The sequence below is a fragment of the Acidiluteibacter sp. genome (assembly GCF_055129545.1).
This window is the reverse complement of record NZ_JBSRUB010000031.1, coordinates 1-26576: the sequence shown is the minus strand read 5'-3', so window position 1 is coordinate 26576 and position 26576 is coordinate 1. Positions and strand designations below refer to the sequence as shown.

The window sequence follows — 26576 nt, the reverse complement described above, 5'->3', positions numbered from 1 at the left end:
TTATGACTCGAATAAAACAATTCTTACTTTTCGTATTAATCACTTTTTCAATAGGTATTTCAGCACAAAACTGTATTCCTGAAAAACCAGCTAAGCAGCGTTTAGTCAATGATTTTGCAGGCGCATTTACGGCTCACGAAATTAGTTTGCTAGAAGAAAAGTTGGTTAACTTCAATGATACCACATCTACCCAAATTGCGGTGGTTACCGTAATGGATTTGTGCGATTACGATGCTTCATCTTTTGCCTTTAAATTAGGTGAAAAGTGGGGAGTCGGAAATGCTGAGTTCGACAATGGGATTGTTGTTTTATACAAGCCTAAAACCAATGACAGCAAAGGACAAATTTTTATTGCGACGGGATACGGTCTAGAAGGTGTTTTACCTGATGCCATCAGTAAAAGAATAGTAGAAAACGAGATGATTCCTTTATTTAAGCAAGGTGCCATTTACCAAGGGATTAATCGAGGAGTTTCGGTTATTATAGACATCGTTGGTGGAGAGTATTCATCTGACGCCTATCAAAAGAAAAGCACTAAACCAGTTCCTGTTTTCCCTTTCATTTTTGTACTGTTTATCATTTTTATCTTCATTTTTAGTGCGGTTAAACGTGCTAAAACATATTCTTTAGGCCACAACGTTTCACTTTGGACTGCATTATTTTTGATGGGTTCATCAACTAGAAGCCATGGTGGAAGCTGGAATAACTTTCACTCTGGAGGCGGTGGCTTCGGTGGTGGAGGCGGAGGCGGTTTTGGCGGCTTCGGCGGTGGTAGTTTTGGTGGCGGTGGAGCAGGTGGAAGCTGGTAGTTTTACCTTGATTACTTCTTTAAATTATAAATCAGATAATTCTCATCTTCATAAATAGAATTCAATTCATTGAATGTCTGATCTAAGCGGTGTTTGTCAATGATTAGATAGTTGGCTCCAATAACATTTAAAGAATCAATATACTCTGGTCGAAGGACGTCATGATTATGCGCTGTCCAGCCTTTTCGGTGCGAGAAGTAAATTTCTTGTGGAGATTGACCTCCATTGATTACAATCAATTCATTGGTTGGAATGTTGTTCGCTGAAACTTCCTCCAACTCTAATTTATATAATTTAGAATCTTTGATAAAAAAATCGTGTTGTTGATTGGCGATTCCTTCTATTGCGATTAATGCCAACACCATCCATTGATACTTATTGGAAAATTTAGAAATAGCAAAACCAGCTATAAGTGCCATTATTGGAGTGAAAGGAATAATGTAGTAATTGTGCAATGGAAATACAGAACCTGTCTTTATAATGAAAACTATGAACACAATAGAAACTAAAGTTATTCCAACTTTCAATAGACGTTGCTTACTTTTTGCGATAAAATAAATCCCGACGATCAAGCATAAAGTGGCTGCAAAAGAACTCAATGAACTAAAGTAAAACTTCTCCAACAGTTCAGGAATGTATTCTTTGATTTCATTCAAACCTTCAATAAACCCTTTTGGAAAATACAATTGGTAGTGATAAGTTGCCAATAAATGAGGCACCCAATAGAAATACCACAGACAAACAATTCCGAAGCTAAGAGCTGCTGCAGTATACAGTTGAATTTTTCGTTTTACACTGATTTCAGAAATGAATAAAGTTAGTCCTAGCAAGCTAAAAAGACTTAATGCTGGTATTTTACATAACATGCCTAAAGTGCAGAAAGTAAAGAAAAGGAATACATTAAGGAATTTTCCAACCTTTAAAAATTGATAAGCATAATACAATCCAATGATAACTAATGACACGCTGAATGTGTCTGGCATTATCTTTCGTGAAAACGCAAACCAGATGGAAGCCAAGAGAACAATACTTGCATTGAAAGCAGTTTTCTCATTGACAGTTTTCTTCACCAATAAATAGAAGTAATAAATCCCTGTACTAGAAACGATTAAATTAATCAACCTACCATACCAATGTTCGTAGCCAAATAATTCAGAAACTAAATAGATGAGGTAATTGAAAAGCGGAAATTCAGAACCGATGATACCTGTTTTTTCTCCAGCCATATCAATAGCTGGATAGAGCAGATTTGCACCATTTTCAAAGAAATTTCGAGATATCATATTAGTCAATGATTGCCTCCAATTGTGTCCAATTTCTAAAGGCGCATTGGTAATTCCAAACAATCGAATAACAAAAAATAGGACAATCCAAAATCGGATGTCTAAGAGCAATTTTTTAAAACGAGCAGAGTTGTCTATTTGCATTACTAAGTCAGCATCATTATGATTCCAAAACTAATGCTTTATATCTAAAAAATACTAATTCTCAAAACCGGCCTCGTCCACTACTTTAATTTTTCGTGCAATGATGATAGAAAGAACTCCCATTCCAATGGCAACATAACCTACCCAATCATAGTGATGCAATAAGCCGTCTTCGCCTTGCGTAATAATTAATCCGCCAAAATAGGCTGCGAATCCATTGGTCAATTGGCGACAAGCGGAATTGAAACTCATAAAACTACCTCTATTTTTTGGTCGAACCGAAGAGGTAATCATGGCTGTTGAAGGAATCATTCGTCCTGATCCAAAAACAAAGAATAGGGAAGTAATTAATAATACGATAGCAATTGGTTTCTCAGTTAAGTTTGTTAGAAAGAAAATAGGGAAGGAAACAACTATTACTGCAATAACGAATACTTTTAGTCGACCAAAACGATCGGCTAAACGGCCAATAAGTGGAGCGGTAAAAATGGTTAATCCGCCACCAATCAAATAAATATAAGTGATGTCTTTTTCGGAGAAACCTACATTCGTCACTAAATAAGGACTAATAAAAGGAACTACAGAAAAATGACTAAACATGATCACTATTCCGAATAGTAATGCATAAAGCTGGTTTTTATTCTCCAGCACATTTTTAATAATTGCAACCGGCGATTCCCTTTCGTTTCTACTCACTATATGAGCATTCATCGTTGGGATAAATTTGGCAATCGGAATTAGCGTCAATAATGCAATTACACCTAACGAGATAAAAGGGAAATGCCAATCGGATAATGTCGCTAAATACAAACCTAAAGGAACACCCACTACCGAAGCTAGAGAAAAAGAAGCCATCACTAATCCCATCGCTCCTGCTCGTCGTTCATTGGGAACAGCATCTCCAATGATGGATAAAATCAATGCACTTAAGATTCCTCCAAATGATCCTGTAAATGCTCGAGTGAACAGCAACATATGGTAGCTATTTGAAAGTCCGCAGGCGATAGTCCCCAATGCAAACCCAGTAGCCATTATGATTAGCATTTTTTTACGGTCGAATCTATCGATGAAAAATGCGCCAACAAATCCAAAAATCCCGGCACTAAATGTATAAGCAGAAACCAATAAGGCAAACTGACTTGGGAGTATATCAAATGCACGCATTAGGGTAGGACCTAATGGCATCAGGATCATGAAATCGGTAATGTGCGAAAATTGAATGACTGCTAAAGTCAATAGCAGCGCTCTTTCTTTGTTCATTCTAGTAATTGATAAAACAAAACAATTTCTAATCGAAAGTTTATTTTGTTTTCTTGGAGCCGCAAAATTAGAGATTAAAAAAGGAGTAAATGTGGTTTTTATATGAAAATATATGTACCTACATCTAATTTTTTGATTTTTTAAGATGTAAACTTCTTTACATTTTTTTTTGTTTCAAATAAGGGAACAGGTGGTATTCCTTTTGAGAAATTTTAACGAAGAATTGATCCAATATAATTTGAGTGGAGCTAATATAAAACATCTGGTCTTGATTGGTCTTTACAGCAATATAGCTATAGTTTGACCATGGAGTTGTTAACCGAAATTTTCCGTCTTGATTTGACTTCTGATTCCACGCTAAATGATGGGTAAAGTCTAAACTATCAATGGAATATAAAGTATCATTCATAAATATTTTCTGCTTTTGGGTGTCAATTTGGGGGTTTGATCCAATACGATATTTTAAATGAGAACGATGAATTAGAAAAGTTGGTAGAGCACCCAAGAATAAAAAAGCCAATACATTAACCAGTGGACCAATAATTAATGATTCTTCCCAAGTAAATCCTTTCAAGTAATAAGCGATGGGAATTGAAATGCCCATTAACAATGGCAGTAGCATTAAATTTCTTATCAAATACTTAAGTGAAATGCGGGTAGGACTTTTAATGGGAATGGGTTTGTGAATTTCTCGAGGATTTTAAAAAGTTAATTACTTCGCCTCTTGAACAATATAAGCTCTTAAATCTTCAATCTGTTGTGGACTCATTCGCTCTTCCGGATACAATGGCATGTATCTTGGTTTTCCTTTGTCAGCATATGTCCCATGAATTATAATGTCGTAGATATTGTAATAACTGTTGTTATCGAGATTACGTTTGAATTTTTGGAAAGTCACTTTAGCATTATCCAATAAGATAGGGGATACGCCTCCGTCTTGATGACATGCTTGACAACTCAATTCATATAGTTTCTTGCCATTTGTTGGATCACCAGTTAACCCTGCATAACCTTCTATTTTATTGGTAGGGGCTTTTGGAAATGTAGCAGGACTTTTTAAGGCATATTTGGATTTTAAAAGTTTGATTTTGTCAACATTATTTCCTTCAGATTGTAAAGATTTTAACTCTTGTTCACTCAAGTCTAAGTCTTCAATAGTCAATTGAATAGACTCATAATAAGCCAAAATGGCTTCTAGTTCCCATTCCTCCAAATACCGACCTGAGGAACAGACCTTAGCGCACAGTTGAGTGGCCTCAGCTAAACTTTTATTCGCTGGAATAACTAAGTCACCATACTTCAAAACATAATCATCATTGTACCAACTTTCTCGGTTATACATTCCCCAAAAAGTAGTTGCTGGTAAAAATTTTAGATCATTTTTTTCAGCGTGTAGCAATCTAGCTTGTGGATCGAAATTAGTAATGATTGGATCTTCTTGGACTTGATTGTGACAACTCGTACAAGCAAAATATTTACTAATAAATGGCGACATTTTTCCATCTGGTCCAATTGTTCTTCCATTAAATACCAATTCCTTCCCTCTTACAACCTGCTCTTTATCGGCATTTGGACGATAGTGGGCTTGTGGTGTATCACTAAGTTTCAATAATACTTCACTTAGTTTATGGTCTTTTGAAATTTGTGGGATACTGGAATCAAATCCCACCCAACTGAATGATAAGAAGACAATACAAGCGATTCCAACGGTTTTAAAGTGTCTCATGTTACTTGTATTTTTTGCCTTTCAATTGAAAATCACGACTTATGTTAAATCCAAAATAAATGTCTCCTTTAAAGAAGTCTTGGCGAGTTTCTGAAATGAAAAATTTGTCAATCATTCCCTGAGAGTTGGAAACATGCAATTGGAATACATGACTTTTTGTTTGAATGTCAAATCCCAAAGAAAGTGAGTTGGTAAACTGGTCCCCCAATTGATCAGGTAAGACATAATAATATTCAGCTTGGAACGATATAATTTTTGTGAGTTGGTAACGAGTAGCTGCTCCAATTGCAAACAAATCATTTTTTTCTGCTCTTGTATCTACTAAATTTCGGTGAATGAAAGTTGGCATTAATTGACCAGAGAATGCATCACAAAATTTTCGAGCAATCATTAATTGGTGACCATAGGTCATGCGGTTGGCTATGTCATATTCTTCTCCTGGGTTATTTGCAAAATCTGCCGTTCTAATTGCAAAATTACTCTGCCACGTCACGGTAATGGGCATTTCTTTCGCTCCCGTAGATTGACGCAATAATTTGTATTTTCCAAAACCATCCACCGTTTTTTCAAATGAACTACGGCCTATACCGATGGTAAATCTGTCCGTTAATCCATAATCCAATCCCAACCGAATACTCGCCTCATCTAACCCAAAAAAGTTATTTATTCCTTTTGAGAGTAGACCAAAACGGTGAGAAATGATAAATTTTAGCTGTCCTGATTCATTGGTTTCTACCGATTGCCCATTTACAATTCGGGTATCTTTAAAGGTTTCGCTTGCATATGCTGTTGTTTCTTGCGCTGATATCCCTCCACCAAGAAATATTAAAAGTATTCCAAATCCTATCTTTTTCATATTCTTTTAATTGTTTGGTGCTCCTGCATTTAACCAAGATTCAATTTTCGCGATTTCGCAGTCAGGTAGGGGACCACTTGCTGGCATATCTTTTCTTTCAACTACTCTCAGTCGAATTAAATCGCCATTATCTATTTTATCCTTTATACCTTGATAAGTAGTGAAATCTCCTTCATTAAATCCACTGACATGGCAGCCTGAAATAGCACAATTTTTTGCAATTATTGGATTGATATCCATGCTAAAAGACATGGAGTCTGTTTTGCATACCACTGCTGGATCTACAGGAAATAGGTCTTCTTTGTTTTCAGATTCACAGGCCGTGAATAATATTGGAAGGCAGATGCTTACCATCAAAATAATGAATATTCTCATAAATAATTGTGTTACTTAGGTTGAAATACGTAATAATGGCGGCAAGATAATCAAAAAAAGAATTGATTTAATGATGATTTTTATCAACCTATTAATTTGTCGTTTTTAAGACCTCTCTGTCTAGGTTAAATAATTCACTTAGAGTTTGTGAAACCTGATCCGCATCGTCTCGGAGACAATTTGCTTTTAAATGAAGTACAGGAAGCTTAATTATTTTTTGGAGAATATTTTTGGTTGCTTGATCTAAAATTTCAGCTTGTGAATCTTCCATTCCATTTAAATGTCTGGCTAATTCTTGTTGTCTGATTTCCTCTAATGCGGCTTTAAATTGTTTAATAACAGGAGAGAATTCCATCTCTTTTTGCCAATCTTTTAATTCATTAATTGATTGGTTGATGATTGCATTTACTGCTTCAATCTTTCCTTGTCTTTTTTGAATAGTACGCTCTGTTTGCTCCTTTAAATCGTCTACATTGGCAATAATTACTCCCGAATGTTCACTTAGAGTGCAATCGATACTTCTTGGAACGGATAAATCAATGTACAATTGGTGCCGATTTTTGTCACTTATTGAACCTTTATTAATGATAGGCTCAGGAGTTCTCACTGCTGAAATAATTACAGAAGCATCTTCAATTTCTGAATTAAGCTGTTCAAATAACTGACAGTCAAAATTATATTTTTGTGCTAGTTTTTGTGCTTTTTCAAATGAACGGTTTAAAACAACTACTTTTCCATCGAAGTTTTTTAAATTTTCAGCTACTGTTTGTCCAATCTCACCTAGACCTACAATTACAATTTTTGGTTTTCTAAATTGGTTGCCAAATTCCTTAGCACGACTCACTGCTGCTGAAGCTAGTGAAGTGTTCCCTTCTTTAAATTTTGTTTCGTGGGTAACCCGTTTATTGGTATTGAATATAGTATGCATTAATCGATGAAGAAAAGGTCCTGCTGTTTGTGCATCTGCAGATAATTGGTACGCCCTTTTTACTTGATTAATGATTTGCATATCACCCAAAATCATTGAATTCAATCCCAATGAAACTTCAAATAAATGATTGACCGCCGCTTTTCCTTTGTGTAAATTGAAATGTTTAGCAATTGAATCTTTTGGTAGTCTGATTTTTAATGCCAACAATTTAAAAACTTCGTCCACTTTATTAGTCTTTGAAGTAAAGTAGATTTCTGTGCGATTACAGGTAGATAAAATCAAAATATCTTCTAAACCGAGAAGATCTTTGAATTGATGAAGTAATACATTGATTTTCTCATCATCGAATGAAAACAATTCTCTAAATTCTAAAGATGACTGCTTGTAAGAAAGAGAAAGTGCGTTGAATTGTTTCATAGGATTAAGGATTTTAAAATCCCCTAGCCGAAGCTAAGGGATTGGTAATTTAGGTTTGTTAATTTTTATCGTTGAACAACTTGTGGTCTCAAAGTCTCCAATAATGCACCAATTTCTCCAATAATTGGATCAGTAGCAGGAACACCATTTTGACCAGCACCTTTTACAACGTCTCCAATAAAGGCATCCATTGCAGCATCATCCGCCTTTTTTGCCATTCTTGAATACTTCGCTGGATCATGCGCATCTGTCATGTTTCTACCGGAGTAGGTAATTGTTTTTGAGCCTGTAGCTGCACTAAAAAAGTTGGTCAGTGACATACTTAAAGCAGTAAAACCAGATAAATCTCCGTTTCCTACTTCACCTAATAATGTTGTGAAATATGGGGCTAATAAAGTATCACCAGCAATTACAAAAATGGTAGAATCTACCACAGATCTAAGAGTCAGTTTTCCTTTCTCGATCATTCCACCATTGGTAGTGTCTGGAACCAACTCTGTTCCGCCTAATTTTTCATAAATACTCTTTTCCGTAGGTGTCGGGGTAGGAGTTACTACTTGGTCGTCATCATCGTCTTTACACGATGCAAAACTGATTGATACTGCAAGCAATACCAACATTAATTTAAATGGACTTCTCATGATAATATAGTTTTAATTAATAATTGTGAATACTAGTTTTGGAAGATGTTTTGAAAAAAACTCCCCATCCTGTAGGAGATTGAATTTTTATCGATGACCGGACAACTTGCTGCCAATTGGTCTTTTGTTGGCTTAAATAGTTTAGACGATACAACCGTATTTTCAGTGAAGCTGGTATAAATATCATCTATGTTGTTTTTACTTGGAAAGTAAGCCACTACTATAGTTCCATGATCCTTATTTACAACCGCTCGTTCAACTCCATCAATTGATTTGATGGATTGGTTTATTTCTTTGACCTGCTCGTCTGACAATGGTAATGACTCTTTAATGTCAATGCGAGAAAGTTGCCAATTTACAGTAGGATTTTGTTCTTTAGGTGGAATTACCATATAAATGTGAACTGCTAGTAATATGACTAATAGAGTCAGTATTGAACCACTCCATATGGCTATTTTAATAAATGTCTTTTTCATGAATTCTGTTTTTTTGTTGAACTAGTTACGTAATCGTTTCCCTTTTGGATTGATTTGGATCGAAATTGTTTTGGTTGCAGGATTTATGAAAAAGAAAAAGGCCTAAAGATTTCTCTTCAGGCCTTTCATTATAAAGGTTGTAAATATTTAAAGTCTACTTAGTCTAGACTTATTCTTCCCAATGATAGCTTTTTACCTTTCTGACCAACTAGATATAAATCTTCACCGGATTCAAATTGTTTTGAAACCTTTGGTCGTAGCAATGTGCCTACTTCCTTAGCATTAAACAATGCTGATTTTTTTTGTTTTCCATTAGCGTCAACGGTTACAACCACAGCTACAGCTTTCTTCTGTCCTGCAAAGGGTTTCATTTTTGACCGATCATTAATAGCTAAGTTTTTTACATTATCGTTAAAAATGAAGAATGCTTTATCATCTTGTAAACCTAATAAATAGGAAGAGAAAGTTGGAGTAGAGGTCCGTTGGTATTTAGGAACCTTGATGTTTTCTACAATCTGACCTTCAGGGTTCACATTCACCATAATAATATCATTATCATAATAAGTATACGTGGTTCTTGTCACTCCATTCGCATCAGTGTAGGTGTTCACAACAACATAACTTTGTTCAGCGATAAACGAAACACTTCCGTCAGTTGCAATGGTTAAGTTTCTTAATTCATAAGAGTATAAACCAACATCTTTCCCTTTTTCAGCTTTTTTCTTAGTTTTCTTTTCTTGTCTTTCGGTCATTCCCTCTGTAATAAAGTTAAGCGGAAATTCTTTAAAACTGCTAGCTTCCACTTGTTGAGTGTTTCCATCTATTCTTAGGTAAAAGGTTCCGCTCACTTTACTCATATCTTTTAAGCCATATAATCCACCAACAATAATGTCATCAGTTTCTGTAAGCGATAAAGTCATCTGATCGATGTACTTATCTTTAATGATTAAAGGGTATTGCACGATTTCGTCACCTAGATTGGTGTAAGCATATAACTGGAATTCTTGCTTACTACTTGATCTAACTCTCTTTTCAGGAATTACATTACCCAAAACAAAGACATTTCCTGAATTACTAATGCTCATACTTTTTAAAATAAAATTGTCATCAGAAAACTCTAGTTCATCTAACTTCTCCCAAAGCAATTTGAAATTCTTATCATACACTTTTATGCCTACTTGTTGTCTGCTGTACTTGTCTTCTCTTGGATTGATGTAATTCACTAATATGAATTCATCATTTTTAGAAATTGCTACATTAAAATTTCCACGATTTCTTCTACCTTTATTTCCAAAGTCAATTTGTGCCAATTGAGTTGTTTTAGACTTAAGGGTTAGAGTATTTTTATCAACTTCTTGCACCGAAAGGGTTTTCTTGTCTGTTTTTTTGTCAGTCACATAGGTAAAGGCGTATAAGTTTTCTCCTAATTGAGTAAGTAATTCTAATGATTTATTGGAGATATCAGCATCCAATTTGATGATTGAAGATTTTTTGAGCTTCATGCTATTTTTGTCATAAGATAATAGCTCAATCTTTGTTGCATCGCCACGATTGGCATATTCTTGCAAAGCATAGATATTTTTAGAGTCTTTACCAATGATCCCCTCGAAAGAGCTTTTTTTGGAGCTTTTTATTTCTGGGCCCCAAACGGTTTTTAAGTTAGAAATGTTGACTTGTGCTATTGTAGTAAATTGAAAAGAAAGTCCAACAATGGCAAGCGAAAGTAATTTTTTCATTTTTAGGTTTTTGGTTTAAAAATTCAATTATAAATAAAAAAAGGTTAGTAGCAATGAGTTTATAAGAATTAGTTGACTACTCTAGAGTATTTTTTTTAAAAGAAAAGTTTTGGATTGAGCACTAATTATTCTTAAAAGGATTTAATTGCTTGATATTATGATGAATAGTTAAGTTTTATAGTTGTATGTTGGTGCTTTTAGAATTGTCCTTTATTGTCAAACCATTTGAGCGACTTTTTTTAATTTAAAGAATTTAAGTAATGAATGTTAGGACTGGTATTGAATTAAAATTCAATACAGAAAAGCCCAGCTTCTTTTTGGAAGCTGGGCTTACTTATTAATATAATAACCTTAACTACTCTTCACCCTTTATCTTAGTAAACAATCGGTTCCACCTTACTTTCTCAAACCCGGTACGATTAGGGTCAAGTGACAACCACACAAAAACTGCTTTTCCTACGATGTGATCTTCCGGAACAAATCCCCAAAAACGACTGTCTTGAGAGTTGTGTCTGTTGTCTCCCATCATCCAATAGTAATCCATTTTAAAAGTGTAAGTAGTAGCAGCCGCCCCATTAATATAGATTTCATTTCCTTTCAATTGAATGTCGTTTCCTTCATATACCTGAATGATTCGTCTGTAAATCGGTAAATTCTGAACGGTTAATTCAATTGTTTCTCCCGCTCTTGGAATCGATAAAGGGCCAAAATTATCTTCTGTCCAATCGTAACCTTTCGCATTCGGGTAAATTAGGTTTTTACCATATTTACCGTCTGAGTAATACCCTTTAGGTTTGTTGATGGGCTCTACTTGTTTCACATGAGGCAATGCTTCAATTCTTGCTTTGTTTTCGTCGGTCAACAGCATAAAGTACAATCCTGGGCCATCCATTCTGTATTCCGTAATTTCCCAATCGAGCAATTGTTTCGGCGCAAATCCAGTTCCATCCGTCTTAATTAAATAACTAAATTGAACACCAAAAGCTTGATAAGCTTCTTTATCGTTTACAAATAGTTGAGTATTTCTGACTTCGATTTTATCGCCTGGAATTCCAACACACCTTTTAATATAGTTTTCTCTCTTGTCAACTGGTCGAGCTATTATATCAAATTGCTGCTCCAAAGTCTGACGACCATAATCTCTTTCTAATTGGTAAAATGTTCGGTCTTGGTGCTGGACCACAACCGTATCTCCTGCCGGAAAGTTGAATACAACGGCATCGTTTCGTTCTACTTTCCCAAATTCAAAAACCCGATGATATGGAAATTTAATCCACTCCAAATAAGACTTTGTTTTTTCTGTCCCGGGCATGGTGTGGTGTGCAAAAGGGAAAAAGATAGGAGTGTTAGGAACTCTTGAACCGTAACTTACTTTACTTACAAATAGAAAATCACCCACTAAAAGTGATTTTTCCATTGAAGAAGTAGGGATGGTAAAAGCTTCGATGTAAAATGCACGAATAATAGTGGCTAAGATTACTGCAAATGCAATAGCATCAGCCCATTCTCGACTTTTTGGCTTTGTCCATCGGTGCACGACTTCGTGACCTCTCCATTTGTGTTCGTCTTTACTTCCCAGAAGATATAAGTAGATTGGAGCACCTACAACCATGGCAACATGCTTTTGGAATTCAAAAATTCCAAAACGCTTCAGAAGTTCGGTAATAATGCCAATCCAGATGATGAATCCTACAAAAGGGATGTAATAGATAATCAGCCACCACCAAGGTTTTTCAACCAATTTTATGGCCAAGTAAGTTCCATAAAAGGGAACCAACGCTTTCCAAGGTTCTAAACCTGCTTTCTTAAAAACAAGGTATAAACCAACGTGGCTTGCTAGAAAATAAATAAGGGCTAATATTCCAGCCAATTCAATGCTTATCAACATAATTTTTAAATTTTCAATACATCATTCATGGTAAAAACACCATGTTTACCATTTATAAATTCTGCAGCCAATAGTGCACCCAAAGCAAATCCATCACGACTGTGTGCCGTGTGTTGGATTGCTATTTCATCTATTTTAGACTGATATTTTACCTCATGAGTTCCCGGAACATTCGGAGTTCGCACTGCAGTTATTTTTAACTCGTGCTCGTTCCCTTCATTCAATTTCCAATTGGTGAAATTTGAATAATTTTCAATAATTCCCTCAGCTATTGTAATGGCAGTACCACTTGGAGCATCTAATTTCTCTGTGTGGTGAATTTCTTCCACTTCAACTTGGTAATCAGCATGCGGCTGCATTAATTTTGCCAAAAGTTTATTCAAGGCAAAAAATAGATTGACACCAACACTAAAGTTGGTCGCTGCCAAAAATGCAGCGTTATTTTCAATGCACTCTTTTTTTAGTTGATCATATTGATCATACCAACCAGTCGTTCCAATCACTATTGGCAATTGTGCAGCAATACAATTTTTAATATGAGATTGAGCTAATTCAGGACGACTAAACTCAATTGCAACATCTGCTGCTTTTAAGTCACTTGCATTTATAGTAGAAGCATTGTCTGAGTTGATTCTCAAAACCACTTCATGACCTCTTTCTGTTGCCAATCGTTCAATGGTTTTACCCATTTTTCCGTATCCGTATAGCGCAATTTTCATAGTGGTTGTAAATATAGACGAAGCGTTTTAAAAATCACGACTGATTTTACATTACAGGTTCTTATTCCTTTTCAATGGTTATTTTTTAAATCGAAGATTGATTTGCAGTCCCGGTAGATAAGATTGTGAAGTTGGATCGTAATTCACTCTTGGACGAACAGAAGCTGATAGGTCATCACTCACATCAAAATAGTATAAATGCGCATCAACTGCAGCATCTACAATGTTTAAGATGTAACTGAATCCAGCTAAAACAAATAACAAATCTCTATTTTTTCGGTGGTACTCGATTAAGGTCAGCAGATTCTGATCGGAGTAAACTCCAGTATATTTGGAGTCAACAGTATTAGAATCACTGTCGACTCTGCTTACATAAGCCGATTTAAAATCTCGAAATCGATCCCGTTGGTCAAGCGCAAAGTACAAACTAGCCCCAATAGCACCATATACCAAAGGAACTTTCCAGTACTTTTTATTGTATACTTGACCAGCTCCTGGAATCACAGCAGAAAATAAAGAAGCTTTCTTTGGCGAATGATTCAAATACATAGAATCCATAACAGTGGTATCACTTTGTGCTTTCGACTGAAAAGTCGAGAAGAGCAGGGTGAGGCCAATTAAATATGTGAAGATGTATTTCAAAGGTTGGATTTACAAATCTAAAAGTTCCATAATTCGCAACAAATGTTCTTGAGATTCAAAAGGAATAACAATCTTCCCTGTTTCTTCGTCTTGTCGTTGCAATTTTACAGTCGTTTGGAAGAATTCAGATAAATCAGCCTTCATTTTTTGTTCGTGAAACGATAAAGGAACACTGACCGCTTTTTTAACAGGAGCAGAAGGTTTTCTTTCCTTCACCAATTCCTCTGTTTGTCTTACTGATAATTCATTTTTAAGAATTTCATTAAACATGTGAAGTTGAGTAGCTGTATCTTTTGAATTGATCAAGGCTCTTGCATGGCCCATACTTATAGTACGATCGATGATTGCATTTTGAATTTCTGCTGGCAACTTCAATAATCTTAAGTAATTGGCAACGGTACTTCGTTTCTTACCAACTCTTTGCGACAATTCTTCTTGAGTCAGGTTACATTCTTCCACCAATCGTTGGTAACTTATCGCTACCTCAATCGCATCTAAATCTGCACGCTGAATATTTTCAACCAAGGCCATCTCTAGCATTTCTTGGTCGTTGGCAATACGAATGTAGGCTGGAATTTCTTCCAATCCTGCTAGTTGAGACGCTCTAAATCGACGTTCTCCTGAAATCAACTGGTATTTATTGTAGCCTAATTTTCTTACCGTTACTGGCTGGATAATTCCCAATTCAGCAATAGACTGAGCAAGATCATTTAATGCTTCTTCTTCAAATTTTGTACGCGGTTGAAATGGATTAGCTTCAATTACTCCAATCGACAATAAAGCCACGGAACCCGCAGCTTCAGTTACATCTTCTCGAGTTAGCTTTTTGCTATTCGTGATATCTGTGTCATCATTCTCTAGTAAAGCGCTTAAGCCTCTACCCAATACTCTTTTCTTACTCATCCTCTAAATTAATTACCTTTTCGGATTCACTAATTTTAGTCAAATTATTGTTCTGTAAAACTTCGCGTGCTAAATTAAGATAATTGACCGCACCTTTACACGTCGCATCGTGCATGATGATAGTTTCTCCATAACTTGGAGCCTCACCCAACTTGGTATTTCGTTGAATAATCGTGTCAAAAACCATTTGTTGAAAATGTGTTTTTACTTCTTCAACCACCTGATTAGAAAGTCTTAGTCTAATATCGTACATAGTCAATAACAAGCCTTCAATTTCCAAATCAGTGTTCAATCTAGATTGAACAATTTTAATGGTATTTAACAATTTTCCTAAACCTTCCAATGCAAAATATTCACATTGAACTGGAATAATTACAGAGTCTGCAGCTGATAACGCATTTAATGTAATCAACCCCAAAGATGGCGAACAGTCAATAATAATGAAGTCGTAATCGTCTTTAATTTTAGACAACGCCAAGCGCATCATCTTTTCTCGATTTGGTAGATTGATCATCTCAATCTCAGCACCTACCAGATCAATATGTCCTGGTAAAAGGTATAGATTTGGAGACTTAGTAGCCAAGATAATATCTTTAGCTTCTACCTCATTAATCAAGCATTCGTAAATACTTGTCTTTACATTTTTTGGATCAAAACCAACCCCAGAAGTAGCATTAGCTTGAGGATCTGCATCAACGATTAGCACTTTACGCTCTAATACACCCAATGCAGCTGCAAGATTGATCGCTGTGGTTGTTTTTCCAACTCCACCTTTTTGATTGGCAATTGCAATAATTTTACCCATTCTATCTATTGAAAAAATTAAATTTCTATTGTTGCTCCAATTGTCATCAATTGAAGATTTACTCCTTTACTATTAAAATCTTTAATGGCCTTTTCAGCATCGAGTTTAATCGGTGGAAAAGTATCGTAATGCATTCCTATTATTTCATTACAACCTATAAACCCTGCTGCAATAATGGCATCTTTTACACCCATGGTAAAATTATCACCGATAGGCAGAAAAGCAAGGTCTATTTGATCGTGATCTCCAATCAATTTCATTTCATTGCTCAAAGCAGTATCGCCAGCATAGTAAATGCTTTTTCCTTCAGATTTAATAATGTATCCATTCGGATTACCACCATAACTACCATCTGGCAAACTACTAGAATGCGCAGCAAAAACACTTTTTACTGTCCCAAAATCAAATGCAAATTTACCACCTGTATTCATTGAATGCACATTTTTAATACCTAAACTGCTGCACCATTGAATAATCTCATAATTTGAAATCACTTTTGCGTTTGTTTTTTTAGCAATGTATTCTAAATCGGCAACATGATCCATGTGTCCATGAGAAACGATGATATAGTCTGCTTCAATACTGTCAATGTCTATTCCATTTGCCAATTCATTTGGTCGGATAAACGGATCAAACAAAATAGAGCAATTGTTGGTTTTAATTCCAAAGCAAGAATGGCCATAAAAAGTAATTGTCATTGATTGATGGAATTTAGGACGTGTAATTAATTAAAAACAACAGCTAAAATGCGCTTAAATGCTTTATTTTGCGTCCTATTTAATAATTGGATTAGCTTATTCGAAATTACCATTTTTATGGTGGTTTATTTCGAATTGTTAACAACATTTTTTGAACACTTTTTTGTTAAAAGATAACGATGATAACTATAATTTCAGCTTCAAATCGAAAGGGAAATATGACCCAATTCTTTGCAAACTTTTGCAAAACCCAATTGGAAGCAAGAGGGGAGAAGGTCAAAATTTTTAGTTTAGATGAATTGCCTACTCGCATAGATTTGGACGAGGTGTACAATTACGAGAACTCTATTTTTACAGAGATTGCGAAACATTATATTATCCCAAGCGATAAATTGTTTTTTGTTGTACCTGAGTATAATGGAAGTATTCCGGGAATCCTGAAGCTATTTATGGATGCCATAAAACCTGAATTCTATGCAGGTAAAAAAGCAGGATTGCTAGGAATTGCAGCAGGTAGAGCAGGCAATTTAAGAGGGATGGATCACCTGACTGATATTTTACATTATTTACAAGTGGAGGTAATGGCGTTGAAGCTACCTGTTTCCAAAATTTATAATATCTTAGGCGAGCATGGCGTATTGAAAGACAAAAATACAGAAGAGGCCATTATACAACAATTAGAAAAATTTATAAACTATTAAATCGATGAATAATATGCTTTTAACGAGTTTTTTCTCAGGAATGGATGATGAATGCGGCATCATGATCATAAAGATTGCATTGGCACTATTTTTAGGAATTCTGTTCCTTCAATCTGGATTGGATAAGGTATTCAATTATAAAGACAATTTAGACTGGTTGAAAGGTCATTTTGAAAAGACTCCTTTAGCTAAAATAGTTCCTTTAATGGTGCTAAAAATCACTATCCTTGAGGTTTTAGCAGGTGCATTTAGTTTATTAGGAGTTTATGGTTCTATTGTTCAGAACGATTTCTTTTTAGAAGTCGGGTTGATTCTATCTGCAGGTTCGTTGATCGCATTGTTTTTTGGTCAAAGAATAGCGAAAGATTATGCTGGAGCAGGCGGGTTAGTTCCTTACTTTATTGTAACGTTGGTTGGAATGGGGTTTATGATGATTTTTTAGAAAAGGAAGCATTAAAAAAAAGCTTAATTGAAAAGTTAGGCGTATAGTGCTTATGACTATAGATGGCTAATTGTGAAAGAGATAATTTCTATCTAATTTATGAAAGTAGGGACGTAGTCCTGACATTTTAAATATAAAAAAGTCAATAAATCCAATATCAAAATCGAATCATTGTATTGAAGATGAGATACAAAAAAAGGTCGAATCCATGTGGAATCGACCTTTTTTGTAAATATAGTTTAAGACAATTACTTGTCTAAATCTTCAAAATTCACGTCAGTATAATCGGATTGAACTTTCTCAATCACTTCTTCACCTTGCTCTAATTTCAATTCTTTTATTTTGTCAATTGCTTCAGTTAAGCTATCTGTAAATTTCTCGAAATCTTCTTTGTATAAAAATAGCTTGTGCTTCTCATAGAAAAACTTTCCATTGTCGGCATTAAACCTTCTTTTACTCTCAGTAACGGTTAAATAATAATCGTCATTTTTAGTTGATTTTACGTCAAAGAAATACGTTCTTTTTCCTGCTCTTACTGCTTTTGAAAATACTTCGTCTTCTCTTGGTCCCTGCTCGTTGTCGTAATTTTCTTTTCCTTCCATCTTCTTGACAATTTGTTCCTAGAATTACAATTTTATAGTGTTCCCAACAAAACTAAATAAAAAATATTTAATCTAACTTCCAATGTCAGTAAGATTTTTAGACCTTTTTTGGGATTTATTTCAGCTGCTTTTTGCACAAAATAGTTGAATAAATCCGAAACTTAATTTAGTTCACTTTTCTGATCTTCTAATAATTGTCGTTCATAAATATCAAAGTATAAACCTTTGGCTTCAATCAATTGATTGTGGGTGCCTTCTTCAGCTATTTTTCCTTCATCCAACACGATGATTTTGTTGGCATTTTTCACTGAAGATACCCTATGGCTGATAATAATACAAGTGCTTTCTCCTCCAATGCGGTCTAAGCTATTCAGTATTTTCTCCTCAGTTTCTGTATCTACAGCAGATAAGCAATCGTCAAAAATCATCAATTTGGGTTGCTTTATAATGGCTCTAGCAATTGAAATCCGCTGTTTTTGTCCGCCAGATAAAGTAATTCCCCTTTCACCTAGAATGGTTTCAAATTGTTTCGGAAAATCCATGATGTTCTCATAAATGGCTGCATCTTTTGCAGCCTGCTCAATTTTTTCAAAAGCCGGCATTTCTTCGCTGTATCCAAATGCAATGTTATTTGCGATATTGTCTGAAAACAAGAATACCTCTTGAGGGACATAACCAGTGTTTCCTCTTAAAGCATTTAGGTCTAATTCTTTTAGATTAATTCCATCCATGAAAACATCTCCTGATGTTGGGTCATATAATCGACATACCAAATCAGCAATAGTAGATTTACCTGAACCTGTCCGACCAATAATGGCTAGTGTTTCCCCTGGGCTTACTTTGAAATTGATGCCATCCAAAGCACGGGTTCCTGAATCGGGATAAACGAAACCTACATTTTGAAAGTGAATTTCACCTTTCATGTTTTTTAGAGGAGTCGTGCCGCTTACAATTTCTGGTTTGGTCTCTAAAAATTCGTTGATTCTTCGTTGAGAAGCTGCAGCTCTTTGCACTAAGGAAGTTACCCATCCTAATGCTGTTACTGGCCAAGTCAACATATTGACATAAATCACAAATTCGGCGATGTTTCCAGGAGAAATCGGAGGAGTAACGCCAGCATTGATTGCATCAATGTAAATTTTGGAACCTATATATATGGTAAAAATGGTACTCAAGCCAATCAGTAGCGTCATGATCGGCATAAACAAGGCTTCTGTTTTTACTAAATCTAAGTTTTTCTCTTTGTATTTTGTTGCCGCTTTATCCAATGTTTGATTGGCGTAATCCTCTTTTACAAAAGACTTTAAAATTCGAATTCCTGAAAAGGTTTCTTGAGCAAGGGTAGATAAATTAGACAATTGAGCTTGTACGGCTTCACTTTTTTTATTGATTACATTACTGACATAATATATCAAAACGGAAAGTACCGGAAGTGGTGCTAAAGCATAAAGTGTTAACTCTACATTAATACTCAACATTACAGAAATTACAAATATGAAAAGCGTCACCAAGTTGATGCTATACATGATACCTGGTCCAAGATAGTTCCGAGTACGGCTCACATCTTCGCTGATCCGATTCATAATATCTCCAGTGTTGTTACGCTTGTAAAATGGCATGCTTAATTCTTGATAATGAGCATAGACTTCATTTTTTAAATCATACTCAATTAACCGACTCATTATAATAATAGTCTGGCGAGTGAAAAAGGTAAATAAACCTTTTAGAAGCGCCATCACCATCACTAGAACAGCGAAGAATATTAAGCTTTTAGAAAGGTTCATGTCTTTTGTGAATTCTGCAATCCAAGGCATGTCACCATTGTTTACGACTTCCTCTTTACTGATAAATCGAGCCACTTGATCAAAAGCTTCACGAATGATTTGAGGAGGATAAATGGCAAAAATGTTGGAGATGGCTACGAAAATAATTCCTAACCCCAATCGCCATTTATACTTAAAAAGATACTTATTTAGATACTTTAAAGAATTCATAAATTGTGCGCTTTACGCCCGTCCAATACAAAATTTTAATACTATTTTTGCAATCGAAATTTTGAGGACGGCAACGTCTGCAAAAGTACCTAATACTTTTAGGTTTATTAGCAAGTGATAATGTTAACTTTAATAGTATGAATGAAGTAATTGATATCAAAGAAAATAAGCTAGCAGAGAACCCTGTGATTAGCAAAATGGTTACTTATGACCATGAACAAGTTGTATTTTGTCAAGACAACGCAACTGGTTTAAAAGCAATAATTGCCATTCATAATACAACTTTAGGTCCTGCCTTGGGTGGAACTAGAATGTGGAATTACAAGAATGAAGTAGAGGCGTTGAACGATGTTTTACGTTTATCAAGAGGGATGACATACAAAGCTGCCATTACTGGATTGAATTTAGGTGGTGGAAAAGCAGTAATCATCGGTGATTCTTACACTCAAAAATCTGAAGCCTTATTCAGAAGATTTGGAAAATTTGTAAACAGCTTAAGCGGTAAATACATTACAGCAGAAGATGTTGGCATTAGTCCAAGTGACATGGAATGGGTAAAAATGGAAACTGACCACGTAGCGGGAGTTCCTGTATCTTTAGGTGGAAGTGGAGATCCTTCTCCAGTAACTGCTTATGGCGTATACATGGGAATCAAAGCAGGTGCAAAAGAAATGTACGGCAATGATTCATTGACTGGAAAAAAAGTATTGGTTCAAGGAATTGGACATGTAGGTGAAGTGTTGGTAAAATACTTAACTGAAGAGAATGCGAAGGTTTATATCACTGACATCAATGAAAATAGACTAGCGGATGTGGCCAATAAATATGGTGCAGAAGTAGTTTTAGGTGATTCTATCTATGATTTAGATATTGACATTTATTCTCCATGTGCTTTAGGTGCAACGGTAAACTCAAATACAATACCTCGTTTGAAGTGTGCAATCATTGCAGGAGCGGCAAACAATCAATTGGAAAATGAAGTGATTCACGGAGCTGAATTAATTAAGAAAGGCATTTTATATGCACCTGATTTTTTAATTAATGCTGGTGGATTGATCAATGTAAATAGAGAAGTAGCTAATTACGGTGAAGATAGAGCCATGGAATTGACTCAAAATATCTATAACACTACATTAGATATCTTCAAAAGAGCGGTACAAGAAAATATTCCTACTTATGCAGCAGCAAATAAATTAGCTGAAGAACGCATAAGAGCGGTAGGAAAAATTAAACAAGTTAGGTAACACAAATTTTCAAAGACGTTCTTTAAATGTTGAATAGACGAATTTTACGAGTAAAAGTAATGCAGGCTTTATATGCCTTTTTTCAATCGAGTAGCACTGAGCTATCAAAAGGAGAAAAGGAGTTGTTTTTGAGTATTGAGCGGATGTACGACCTTTATCTCTATTTCTTACTATTGCCAATCGAGTTAGCTGAGCTAGCCGATGCGCAGCAGATGGAAGCAAAAAACAAAGCACTGCCAACGGATGAAGATTTGAGTCCAAACAGAACCTTTGTTGAGAACGACATCATTCGTCAGCTAAGCGAAAACGAAACCATTCAATCAGCATGGAAAAGCCACAAGATTTCTTGGGCGGCTGACCGCGATGATTTGAAACGATTGTTGAAGGAATTAAGAGTGACTCCATTGTTTCAGAACTATATTCATTCAGAAGAAAAAGGTTTTGATGTAGATCGAAAGTTTCTGTTGGATTTTTACAAAGAAATCGTTGCTGAGTCTGAAATGATTCAAAATCTATTTCATGAGCGCAGTATTTATTGGGATCATGATGATGTGGATTTTGCTATTTCTATGGCTGTAAAACACGTAAAGAAAATCAAAACAACCGAAGCTGGTGGTGGAAATTTGATGGCGATGTTTAAAGATGATTTGGATGATCGTGATTTTGTAAAAAATCTATTTCGTAAGACCATTATTAATAACAATGAGAATACGAAACTGATTGAAGAAAAAACAAAGAATTGGGATGTAGAACGAATTGCTGTATTGGATGTCTTGTGCATGAAAATGGCCATTACTGAATTGACAGAGTTCTCCAGTATTCCAATTAAGGTAACATTGAATGAATACATCGAGGTGTCTAAATTGTTTAGTTCACCGAAAAGTAAAGTGTTTATTAATGGAATTTTAGATAAATTAGTTGCTGATTTTAAAGTAGCTAAGAAAATAAGAAAAGTAGGACGAGGCTTAATGGAATAAGCCCTAAATTTTAGAAGTATGAAAAAAGTAATTTATTTAGCAAGTGTGGTTGCACTTTTTGGATTTTCAGCATGTAATCAAGCTGAGAAAACGCCGGAAGAACCAGCTATTTCAACCGATGTAATTAATATTCCTTCTGAGGAGGATAATGAAGAGGCTGACAAAGTATTGGCAGCTTTTGAATTTGAAAATATCGTTTACGAATTCGGAGAAATCACCCAAGGTGAAAAAGTACAGACTACCTTTAAATTTACAAACTCGGGAGAAACAGATTTAATTATCTCTGATGCAAAAGGAAGTTGTGGATGTACTGTTCCAATTTACCCAAAGAACCCAATTGCTCCTGGCGAAACAGGTGAAATCGAAGTTGTATTCGACAGTAATGGAAAAATGGGTCAACAAAATAAAACGGTAACATTGGTAGCTAACACAAAACCAAACACAACTGTATTGGCTTTGAAAGGAAATGTATTAACTCCAGAAACGAAATAAAATGAATTTATTAACGATATTATTAATGTCTCCAGCAGCAGAAGGAGAAAACCCAATCATGTCATTTTTGCCTTTGATTTTGATCATCATTGTGTTCTATTTCTTTATGATTAGACCACAAATGAAAAAGCAAAAAGAGCAACGTAATTTCAGAGAGAATTTAGCGAAAGGTCAAGATGTAGTGACAATTGGTGGAATTCATGGAAAGGTGGCTGAAATTAAAGAAACTACAATTATTGTTGACGCCGGAAATGGATTGAGATTGACGATAGAAAAAGCAGCAGTTTCACCAGACTTTTCTGGTGCTGCAATGGGTGCAAAATAATGTCTAATACCGATATAGTTATATAATATTGCATACTGCGTTCCTCGTTTGCTCCTTATCTAATTATTCGGCATTTACCAATTCTACGTTTAAAAAGAACATAAATTTAGAGTTATGCGTCATTTTAAAACTTAATTGGTATAACTTCATTCTTTGAAAAAAGAAAATTAAGCGGCATTGAAAATTACAGTAAGGAAAATATTTATCGAAACCGACGCAAATGGCAAAAACCGTTTGAAGAAGAAGATAAGTATTTTCCTTTTTTGTTTATTCCTAGCTTCCTTGTTTTGGTTTTTGAATGCGCTTTCGAAAGATTTAACCATGGGGATCGAGTACAGTTGTGTGTATAAAAACACAGACTCATCCTATGTAATCACCAATCAGCCTTCTAAAAAGATAAAAGTGTACACCAATGGTTCGGGTTTTAACCTGATTGGTGAAGCACTTTTCTGTAATAAAAAGGAGTTGATCATTGAAGTGGATGAATCAGATTTAGATCGAGATGGAAATCAGGTAATACCTACTAAAACGTTGACCAATGAAATCAGTAATCAACTAGGGTCGAATATTAGTGTGGAAAGTATTTATCCAGAGTTTTTGACCATTCACATGCAGCCGTTAGAAAGCAAAAAAGTGATGGTTCGATTGATACAGGATTTAACATTTGGACCACAGATTCGATTAAAAGATTCCTTGGAACCCAACCCAAAATTTGTTCAAATTTTTGGTCCTTCTGATCAGCTGGATACGATACGTTATATATCAACCGAACTTTTAAAATTGAAGGATATAAAAGAGGATTTAAAAACCAATGTAAAATTGGAATCTAATTTTGGGCCTTACCTTAGAATACATCCTACTGCCGTAGAGATAGACATAAAAACAGAGCGTTTTACTGAAAAAACTATTGAACTTCCAATCAAAGTGATTAACTTACCTGATGAAGTTCGGTTGAGAACACTGCCCGCAACAGTTGAAATAAAAGTGTTGATTTCTAATAGCTTATTTGAATTGTTGAAGGCTGAAGACTTCACGGCTTTTGTGGATTATAACCAAACGAACAAGGAAGTTGATAAATTGAAAGTAACTGTGAAAACAGAAGGAGTAAATGCAGAGATCATCAAATTAACTCCTGAAAAGGTTGAATATTTAATTAAGAAATAATGTTGAAAGTCGGATTAACAGGTGGTATTGGAAGTGGTAAATCTACCGTAAGTCAAGTTTTTATAAACTTAGGTGTGCCGGTTTTCAATTCTGACATGGTGGCGAGAAACATTGTGAATACCAACTCAAAAGCCATCAAAAAAATTAAGAATACTTTTGGTGAGCATTTATATGATTCTGGTGAACTCGATCGAAAGGAATTGGCTGCAATTGTATTTACCAATCCAGATGAATTAGAAAAATTGAACTCAATAATTCACCCATTAGTTGGAGAAGCTTTTGATGATTGGTGTGAGAAGAATTCTTCAGCTCCATACATTATTAAAGAGGCGGCGATTTTATTTGAATCTGGAGCCTATCAAAATCTAGATCGAATAATTACGGTGTATACCAAAAAAGAAGAACGGATAAGACGAATTATAATGAGAGATAGCTCTTCTGCGGAAGAAGTGGAACAACGAATGAACAACCAATGGTCGGATGAAACGCGTAATAAATTGGCCGATTTTATTATCATCAACGACGACAAAGATAAATTGCTTCCTCAAGTGATGGAGTTGCATGAAGTCCTTTTAAATATTGAGTAATGAAAAATATTCTTAATTCTTCTGCTATTCAAAGAATTGATTCCAAAACTTTGGAAAGGAAGAATGTCTCTTCTATCCAATTGATGGAGATAGCTGCATTCCAACTTTTTCAAACCATTACTACCCATTTTTCTGCCTATCAAACTTCCACAGTTCATGTTTTTTGTGGCAATGGAAATAATGGTGGTGATGGAGTGGCGATTGCACGATTTTTATTTCTGGCTAAATGGAACGTAAAGGTTTACTATGTTCGGTTTTCAAACAACGACTCGAAAGAATTTCTCCAAAACCTGCATCAATTAAGGGAGCTTAAAGTTCCAATTTTAGAACTGGCCGAACAGCGCTTTAATCCCTTTATAAAAAATTTGGATGTGGTTATTGATGCATTGTTTGGTTCTGGACTAAACCGCTCTGTAGAGGGATTTGCAGGTCAGATAATCGATCAGATGAATCAAAGTGAACACATTATTTCCATTGATTTGCCTTCAGGGTTGATGGCTGCTGATAATCGATCAAATTCTTTCAAACATGTCATAAATGCTCGACATACCATATCTATAGAAATTCCAAAATTGTGCTTGTTTTTGCCCACATATTTTCAATATATAGGTGACTGGCAATTGGTAGATATTGGATTGGATGAAATGGCCATTGAGGAAGAGAAAAGCGAATATTTTTTTATTGAAATAACAGACATTAAGCAACTATTGAAGCCTTCAAATGCATTCGCTCATAAAGGATCTAATGGTCACGCTTTGTTAATTGCTGGAAGCTATGGAATGATGGGCGCAGCTGTTCTTTCTGCAAATGCAGCCTTGTGTTCAGGCGTTGGATTATTGAGTATTCATGCGCCTAAATGCGGTGTAGAGATTCTGCAGCAAACCACCCCTCAAGCAATGGTAGACGTGGATGTGCATCAATATTTCACCACTGAAATTCAATCCATTGAAAGGTTTCAAGCGATAGGAATAGGTCCTGGATTTGGACAAGCAGAGAATTCGAAGAAGGCGTTACACGACTTGTTGAAGCAAATCAATCAACCGATGGTAATCGATGCGGATGCAATTAATATATTAGCGGAGAACAAAGAGTGGTTGTCATTGATTCCAAGCGATAGTATTTTAACGCCACATCCTGGAGAATTCAAACGTTTAGTGGGGGAGTGGAGTAGTGAGGAAGAGAAGTTAGAGAAATTGAAGTTATTCTCACAACAAACTCAGTGTTTCATTCTTTTAAAAGGAGCTTATTCTTGTTTGTGCACTCCCGAAGGAATCTTTTATTTCAATTCTACAGGTAATGAAGGGATGGCGAAAGGTGGAAGTGGAGATGTGTTGACAGGTGTTTTAACCGCTTTATTAGCACAAGGCTATTCGCCCGAATCTACTGCTCTGATTGGAATGATGGTTCAAGGAATTGCAGGAGATTTGGCTGCAGCATTCAAAGGAAATATCAGTATGAATGCGAAGGATATAATTGATTGTTTACCTCAAGCGTTTATTCAATTACAAGATTAATCAATCTCGTATTCCAACTTCACTGTAATCCGTGCCGTTTTATCTTTATCTGAGGTATTAAAAGTGCCGCCCCACGAATATTCTTCGTTGGAGTTTTGACCTGTAATCTGAAAAATTCCCATATTGGCGTTGCTCAATTCTCCCATATCTGTTCCAGAGTTAGAAGCAATCATTTCTGCTCTTATTCGAGCTTCTTCAGTGGCTTTTTTGTTCAATTCAATTTTT

At 35.4% G+C, this 26576-nt stretch carries 28 protein-coding genes and 1 pseudogene; 10 read left to right on the top strand and 19 right to left on the bottom strand.

Annotation, left to right across the window (positions count from 1 at the left end):
• Positions 1-2 precede the first annotated feature (2 nt).
• Positions 3-809 carry a TPM domain-containing protein gene (locus ACTB0X_RS15050; RefSeq protein ID WP_463025878.1) on the top strand — a complete coding sequence of 269 codons (807 nt, stop codon included), beginning with the start codon at positions 3-5 and terminating at the stop codon, positions 807-809.
• 11 nt (positions 810-820) lie between these two features.
• Here ACTB0X_RS15050 and ACTB0X_RS15045 read toward each other — a convergent pair whose 3' ends face one another.
• From ACTB0X_RS15045 to ACTB0X_RS14970, 16 genes are all read right to left on the bottom strand, one after another.
• Positions 821-2236: an ArnT family glycosyltransferase gene (locus ACTB0X_RS15045; RefSeq protein WP_463025877.1), complete on the bottom strand. Its 1416-nt coding sequence runs from the start codon at positions 2234-2236 to the stop codon at positions 821-823.
• A gap of 54 nt (positions 2237-2290) precedes the next feature.
• Positions 2291-3496, bottom strand: a complete 1206-nt coding sequence (locus ACTB0X_RS15040; protein ID WP_463025876.1) for an MFS transporter — start codon at positions 3494-3496, stop codon at positions 2291-2293.
• Positions 3497-3653: 157 nt separating this feature from the next.
• Positions 3654-4118, bottom strand: coding sequence for a hypothetical protein (locus ACTB0X_RS15035; RefSeq protein ID WP_463025875.1), 465 nt, complete (start codon positions 4116-4118; stop codon positions 3654-3656).
• Positions 4119-4208: 90 nt separating this feature from the next.
• Complete coding sequence (locus ACTB0X_RS15030) at positions 4209-5222, bottom strand: c-type cytochrome (protein WP_463025874.1); 1014 nt, start codon at positions 5220-5222, stop codon at positions 4209-4211.
• A gap of 1 nt (position 5223) precedes the next feature.
• On the bottom strand, positions 5224-6078 hold the full coding sequence (locus tag ACTB0X_RS15025; RefSeq protein ID WP_463025873.1) for a DUF5777 family beta-barrel protein: 855 nt from the start codon (positions 6076-6078) through the stop codon (positions 5224-5226).
• Positions 6079-6084: 6 nt separating this feature from the next.
• Positions 6085-6453: a hypothetical protein gene (locus ACTB0X_RS15020; protein ID WP_463025872.1), complete on the bottom strand. Its 369-nt coding sequence runs from the start codon at positions 6451-6453 to the stop codon at positions 6085-6087.
• Positions 6454-6544: 91 nt separating this feature from the next.
• Entirely contained in the window at positions 6545-7801 is a 1257-nt protein-coding gene (gene hemA / locus ACTB0X_RS15015) for a glutamyl-tRNA reductase (RefSeq protein WP_463025871.1), read from the bottom strand.
• A 65-nt stretch (positions 7802-7866) separates the two neighbouring features.
• The gene (locus tag ACTB0X_RS15010; RefSeq protein ID WP_463025870.1) at positions 7867-8442 is read right to left on the bottom strand and encodes a globin family protein; all 576 of its coding nucleotides are present in this window, start codon (positions 8440-8442) and stop codon (positions 7867-7869) included.
• 32 nt (positions 8443-8474) lie between these two features.
• Positions 8475-8918, bottom strand: coding sequence for a hypothetical protein (locus ACTB0X_RS15005; protein ID WP_463025869.1), 444 nt, complete (start codon positions 8916-8918; stop codon positions 8475-8477).
• A 158-nt stretch (positions 8919-9076) separates the two neighbouring features.
• A complete protein-coding gene (locus tag ACTB0X_RS15000; protein WP_463025868.1) occupies positions 9077-10654 on the bottom strand; it encodes a hypothetical protein in 1578 nt (525 codons plus the stop codon).
• Positions 10655-11009: 355 nt separating this feature from the next.
• Positions 11010-12542 (bottom strand): signal peptidase I, encoded by a 1533-nt coding sequence (gene lepB, locus ACTB0X_RS14995; RefSeq protein ID WP_463025867.1) that lies wholly within the window; start codon positions 12540-12542, stop codon positions 11010-11012.
• A 5-nt stretch (positions 12543-12547) separates the two neighbouring features.
• A complete protein-coding gene (gene dapB / locus ACTB0X_RS14990; protein ID WP_463025866.1) occupies positions 12548-13261 on the bottom strand; it encodes a 4-hydroxy-tetrahydrodipicolinate reductase in 714 nt (237 codons plus the stop codon).
• Positions 13262-13339: 78 nt separating this feature from the next.
• The gene (locus ACTB0X_RS14985) at positions 13340-13903 is read right to left on the bottom strand and encodes a DUF5683 domain-containing protein (protein ID WP_463025865.1); all 564 of its coding nucleotides are present in this window, start codon (positions 13901-13903) and stop codon (positions 13340-13342) included.
• Positions 13904-13912: 9 nt separating this feature from the next.
• A complete protein-coding gene (locus ACTB0X_RS14980) occupies positions 13913-14806 on the bottom strand; it encodes a ParB/RepB/Spo0J family partition protein (RefSeq protein ID WP_463025864.1) in 894 nt (297 codons plus the stop codon).
• A complete protein-coding gene (locus ACTB0X_RS14975; protein ID WP_463025863.1) occupies positions 14799-15611 on the bottom strand; it encodes a ParA family protein in 813 nt (270 codons plus the stop codon). The genes ACTB0X_RS14980 and ACTB0X_RS14975 overlap by 8 nt, the downstream gene beginning before the upstream one ends.
• Before the next feature lie 17 nt (positions 15612-15628).
• On the bottom strand, positions 15629-16309 hold the full coding sequence (locus ACTB0X_RS14970; RefSeq protein ID WP_463025862.1) for a metal-dependent hydrolase: 681 nt from the start codon (positions 16307-16309) through the stop codon (positions 15629-15631).
• A 179-nt stretch (positions 16310-16488) separates the two neighbouring features.
• On the opposite strand from ACTB0X_RS14970, the gene ACTB0X_RS14965 reads away from it, so the two are divergent.
• Together ACTB0X_RS14965 and ACTB0X_RS14960 are read left to right on the top strand one after the other, a co-directional pair.
• On the top strand, positions 16489-17010 hold the full coding sequence (locus ACTB0X_RS14965) for an NADPH-dependent FMN reductase (protein ID WP_463025861.1): 522 nt from the start codon (positions 16489-16491) through the stop codon (positions 17008-17010).
• A 4-nt stretch (positions 17011-17014) separates the two neighbouring features.
• Positions 17015-17452: a DoxX family membrane protein gene (locus ACTB0X_RS14960; RefSeq protein ID WP_463025860.1), complete on the top strand. Its 438-nt coding sequence runs from the start codon at positions 17015-17017 to the stop codon at positions 17450-17452.
• 248 nt (positions 17453-17700) lie between these two features.
• On the opposite strand, the gene ACTB0X_RS14955 is transcribed toward ACTB0X_RS14960, so the two are convergent.
• Positions 17701-18054, bottom strand: a complete 354-nt coding sequence (locus ACTB0X_RS14955; protein WP_463025859.1) for a DUF3276 family protein — start codon at positions 18052-18054, stop codon at positions 17701-17703.
• Between the two features lie 161 nt (positions 18055-18215).
• Entirely contained in the window at positions 18216-20048 is a 1833-nt protein-coding gene (locus ACTB0X_RS14950; protein ID WP_463025858.1) for an ABC transporter ATP-binding protein, read from the bottom strand.
• A gap of 137 nt (positions 20049-20185) precedes the next feature.
• Here ACTB0X_RS14950 and ACTB0X_RS14945 point away from each other — a divergent pair, with 137 nt between their 5' ends.
• The 7 genes from ACTB0X_RS14945 to ACTB0X_RS14915 all read left to right on the top strand — a co-directional run bounded on the left by ACTB0X_RS14945 (position 20186) and on the right by ACTB0X_RS14915 (position 26351).
• On the top strand, positions 20186-21292 hold the full coding sequence (locus tag ACTB0X_RS14945; RefSeq protein ID WP_463025857.1) for a Glu/Leu/Phe/Val family dehydrogenase: 1107 nt from the start codon (positions 20186-20188) through the stop codon (positions 21290-21292).
• A gap of 26 nt (positions 21293-21318) precedes the next feature.
• A complete protein-coding gene (locus ACTB0X_RS14940) occupies positions 21319-22269 on the top strand; it encodes a transcription antitermination protein NusB (RefSeq protein WP_463025856.1) in 951 nt (316 codons plus the stop codon).
• A gap of 18 nt (positions 22270-22287) precedes the next feature.
• Complete coding sequence (locus tag ACTB0X_RS14935; RefSeq protein WP_463025855.1) at positions 22288-22761, top strand: DUF1573 domain-containing protein; 474 nt, start codon at positions 22288-22290, stop codon at positions 22759-22761.
• 1 nt (position 22762) lies between these two features.
• On the top strand, positions 22763-23086 hold the full coding sequence (yajC, locus tag ACTB0X_RS14930; protein ID WP_463025854.1) for a preprotein translocase subunit YajC: 324 nt from the start codon (positions 22763-22765) through the stop codon (positions 23084-23086).
• A 177-nt stretch (positions 23087-23263) separates the two neighbouring features.
• Entirely contained in the window at positions 23264-24250 is a 987-nt protein-coding gene (locus ACTB0X_RS14925; protein ID WP_463025853.1) for a CdaR family protein, read from the top strand.
• On the top strand, positions 24250-24837 hold the full coding sequence (gene coaE / locus ACTB0X_RS14920) for a dephospho-CoA kinase (protein WP_463025852.1): 588 nt from the start codon (positions 24250-24252) through the stop codon (positions 24835-24837). The genes ACTB0X_RS14925 and coaE overlap by 1 nt, the downstream gene beginning before the upstream one ends.
• Positions 24837-26351 carry an NAD(P)H-hydrate dehydratase gene (locus ACTB0X_RS14915; RefSeq protein WP_463025851.1) on the top strand — a complete coding sequence of 505 codons (1515 nt, stop codon included), beginning with the start codon at positions 24837-24839 and terminating at the stop codon, positions 26349-26351. The genes coaE and ACTB0X_RS14915 overlap by 1 nt, the downstream gene beginning before the upstream one ends.
• Here ACTB0X_RS14915 and ACTB0X_RS14910 read toward each other — a convergent pair.
• A pseudogene (locus tag ACTB0X_RS14910) lies at positions 26348-26576 on the bottom strand (SIMPL domain-containing protein); the annotation flags it as partial. The gene ACTB0X_RS14915 and the pseudogene ACTB0X_RS14910 sit on opposite strands and share 4 nt — an antisense overlap.

Bases quoted from the DNA above. Each gene is read 5' to 3' on its own strand.
- ACTB0X_RS15050 (WP_463025878.1), top strand. From the start codon at position 3: ATGACTCGAATAAAACAATTCTTACTTTTCGTATTAATCACTTTTTCA.
- ACTB0X_RS15045 (WP_463025877.1), bottom strand. From the start codon at position 2,236: ATGCAAATAGACAACTCTGCTCGTTTTAAAAAATTGCTCTTAGACATC.
- ACTB0X_RS15040 (WP_463025876.1), bottom strand. From the start codon at position 3,496: ATGAACAAAGAAAGAGCGCTGCTATTGACTTTAGCAGTCATTCAATTT.
- ACTB0X_RS15035 (WP_463025875.1), bottom strand. From the start codon at position 4,118: ATGCTACTGCCATTGTTAATGGGCATTTCAATTCCCATCGCTTATTAC.
- ACTB0X_RS15030 (WP_463025874.1), bottom strand. From the start codon at position 5,222: ATGAGACACTTTAAAACCGTTGGAATCGCTTGTATTGTCTTCTTATCA.
- ACTB0X_RS15025 (WP_463025873.1), bottom strand. From the start codon at position 6,078: ATGAAAAAGATAGGATTTGGAATACTTTTAATATTTCTTGGTGGAGGG.
- ACTB0X_RS15020 (WP_463025872.1), bottom strand. From the start codon at position 6,453: ATGAGAATATTCATTATTTTGATGGTAAGCATCTGCCTTCCAATATTA.
- hemA (WP_463025871.1), bottom strand. From the start codon at position 7,801: ATGAAACAATTCAACGCACTTTCTCTTTCTTACAAGCAGTCATCTTTA.
- ACTB0X_RS15010 (WP_463025870.1), bottom strand. From the start codon at position 8,442: ATGAGAAGTCCATTTAAATTAATGTTGGTATTGCTTGCAGTATCAATC.
- ACTB0X_RS15005 (WP_463025869.1), bottom strand. From the start codon at position 8,918: ATGAAAAAGACATTTATTAAAATAGCCATATGGAGTGGTTCAATACTG.
- ACTB0X_RS15000 (WP_463025868.1), bottom strand. From the start codon at position 10,654: ATGAAAAAATTACTTTCGCTTGCCATTGTTGGACTTTCTTTTCAATTT.
- lepB (WP_463025867.1), bottom strand. From the start codon at position 12,542: ATGTTGATAAGCATTGAATTGGCTGGAATATTAGCCCTTATTTATTTT.
- dapB (WP_463025866.1), bottom strand. From the start codon at position 13,261: ATGAAAATTGCGCTATACGGATACGGAAAAATGGGTAAAACCATTGAA.
- ACTB0X_RS14980 (WP_463025864.1), bottom strand. From the start codon at position 14,806: ATGAGTAAGAAAAGAGTATTGGGTAGAGGCTTAAGCGCTTTACTAGAG.
- ACTB0X_RS14975 (WP_463025863.1), bottom strand. From the start codon at position 15,611: ATGGGTAAAATTATTGCAATTGCCAATCAAAAAGGTGGAGTTGGAAAA.
- ACTB0X_RS14970 (WP_463025862.1), bottom strand. From the start codon at position 16,309: ATGACAATTACTTTTTATGGCCATTCTTGCTTTGGAATTAAAACCAAC.
- ACTB0X_RS14965 (WP_463025861.1), top strand. From the start codon at position 16,489: ATGATAACTATAATTTCAGCTTCAAATCGAAAGGGAAATATGACCCAA.
- ACTB0X_RS14960 (WP_463025860.1), top strand. From the start codon at position 17,015: ATGAATAATATGCTTTTAACGAGTTTTTTCTCAGGAATGGATGATGAA.
- ACTB0X_RS14955 (WP_463025859.1), bottom strand. From the start codon at position 18,054: ATGGAAGGAAAAGAAAATTACGACAACGAGCAGGGACCAAGAGAAGAC.
- ACTB0X_RS14950 (WP_463025858.1), bottom strand. From the start codon at position 20,048: ATGAATTCTTTAAAGTATCTAAATAAGTATCTTTTTAAGTATAAATGG.
- ACTB0X_RS14945 (WP_463025857.1), top strand. From the start codon at position 20,186: ATGAATGAAGTAATTGATATCAAAGAAAATAAGCTAGCAGAGAACCCT.
- ACTB0X_RS14940 (WP_463025856.1), top strand. From the start codon at position 21,319: ATGTTGAATAGACGAATTTTACGAGTAAAAGTAATGCAGGCTTTATAT.
- ACTB0X_RS14935 (WP_463025855.1), top strand. From the start codon at position 22,288: ATGAAAAAAGTAATTTATTTAGCAAGTGTGGTTGCACTTTTTGGATTT.
- yajC (WP_463025854.1), top strand. From the start codon at position 22,763: ATGAATTTATTAACGATATTATTAATGTCTCCAGCAGCAGAAGGAGAA.
- coaE (WP_463025852.1), top strand. From the start codon at position 24,250: ATGTTGAAAGTCGGATTAACAGGTGGTATTGGAAGTGGTAAATCTACC.
- ACTB0X_RS14915 (WP_463025851.1), top strand. From the start codon at position 24,837: ATGAAAAATATTCTTAATTCTTCTGCTATTCAAAGAATTGATTCCAAA.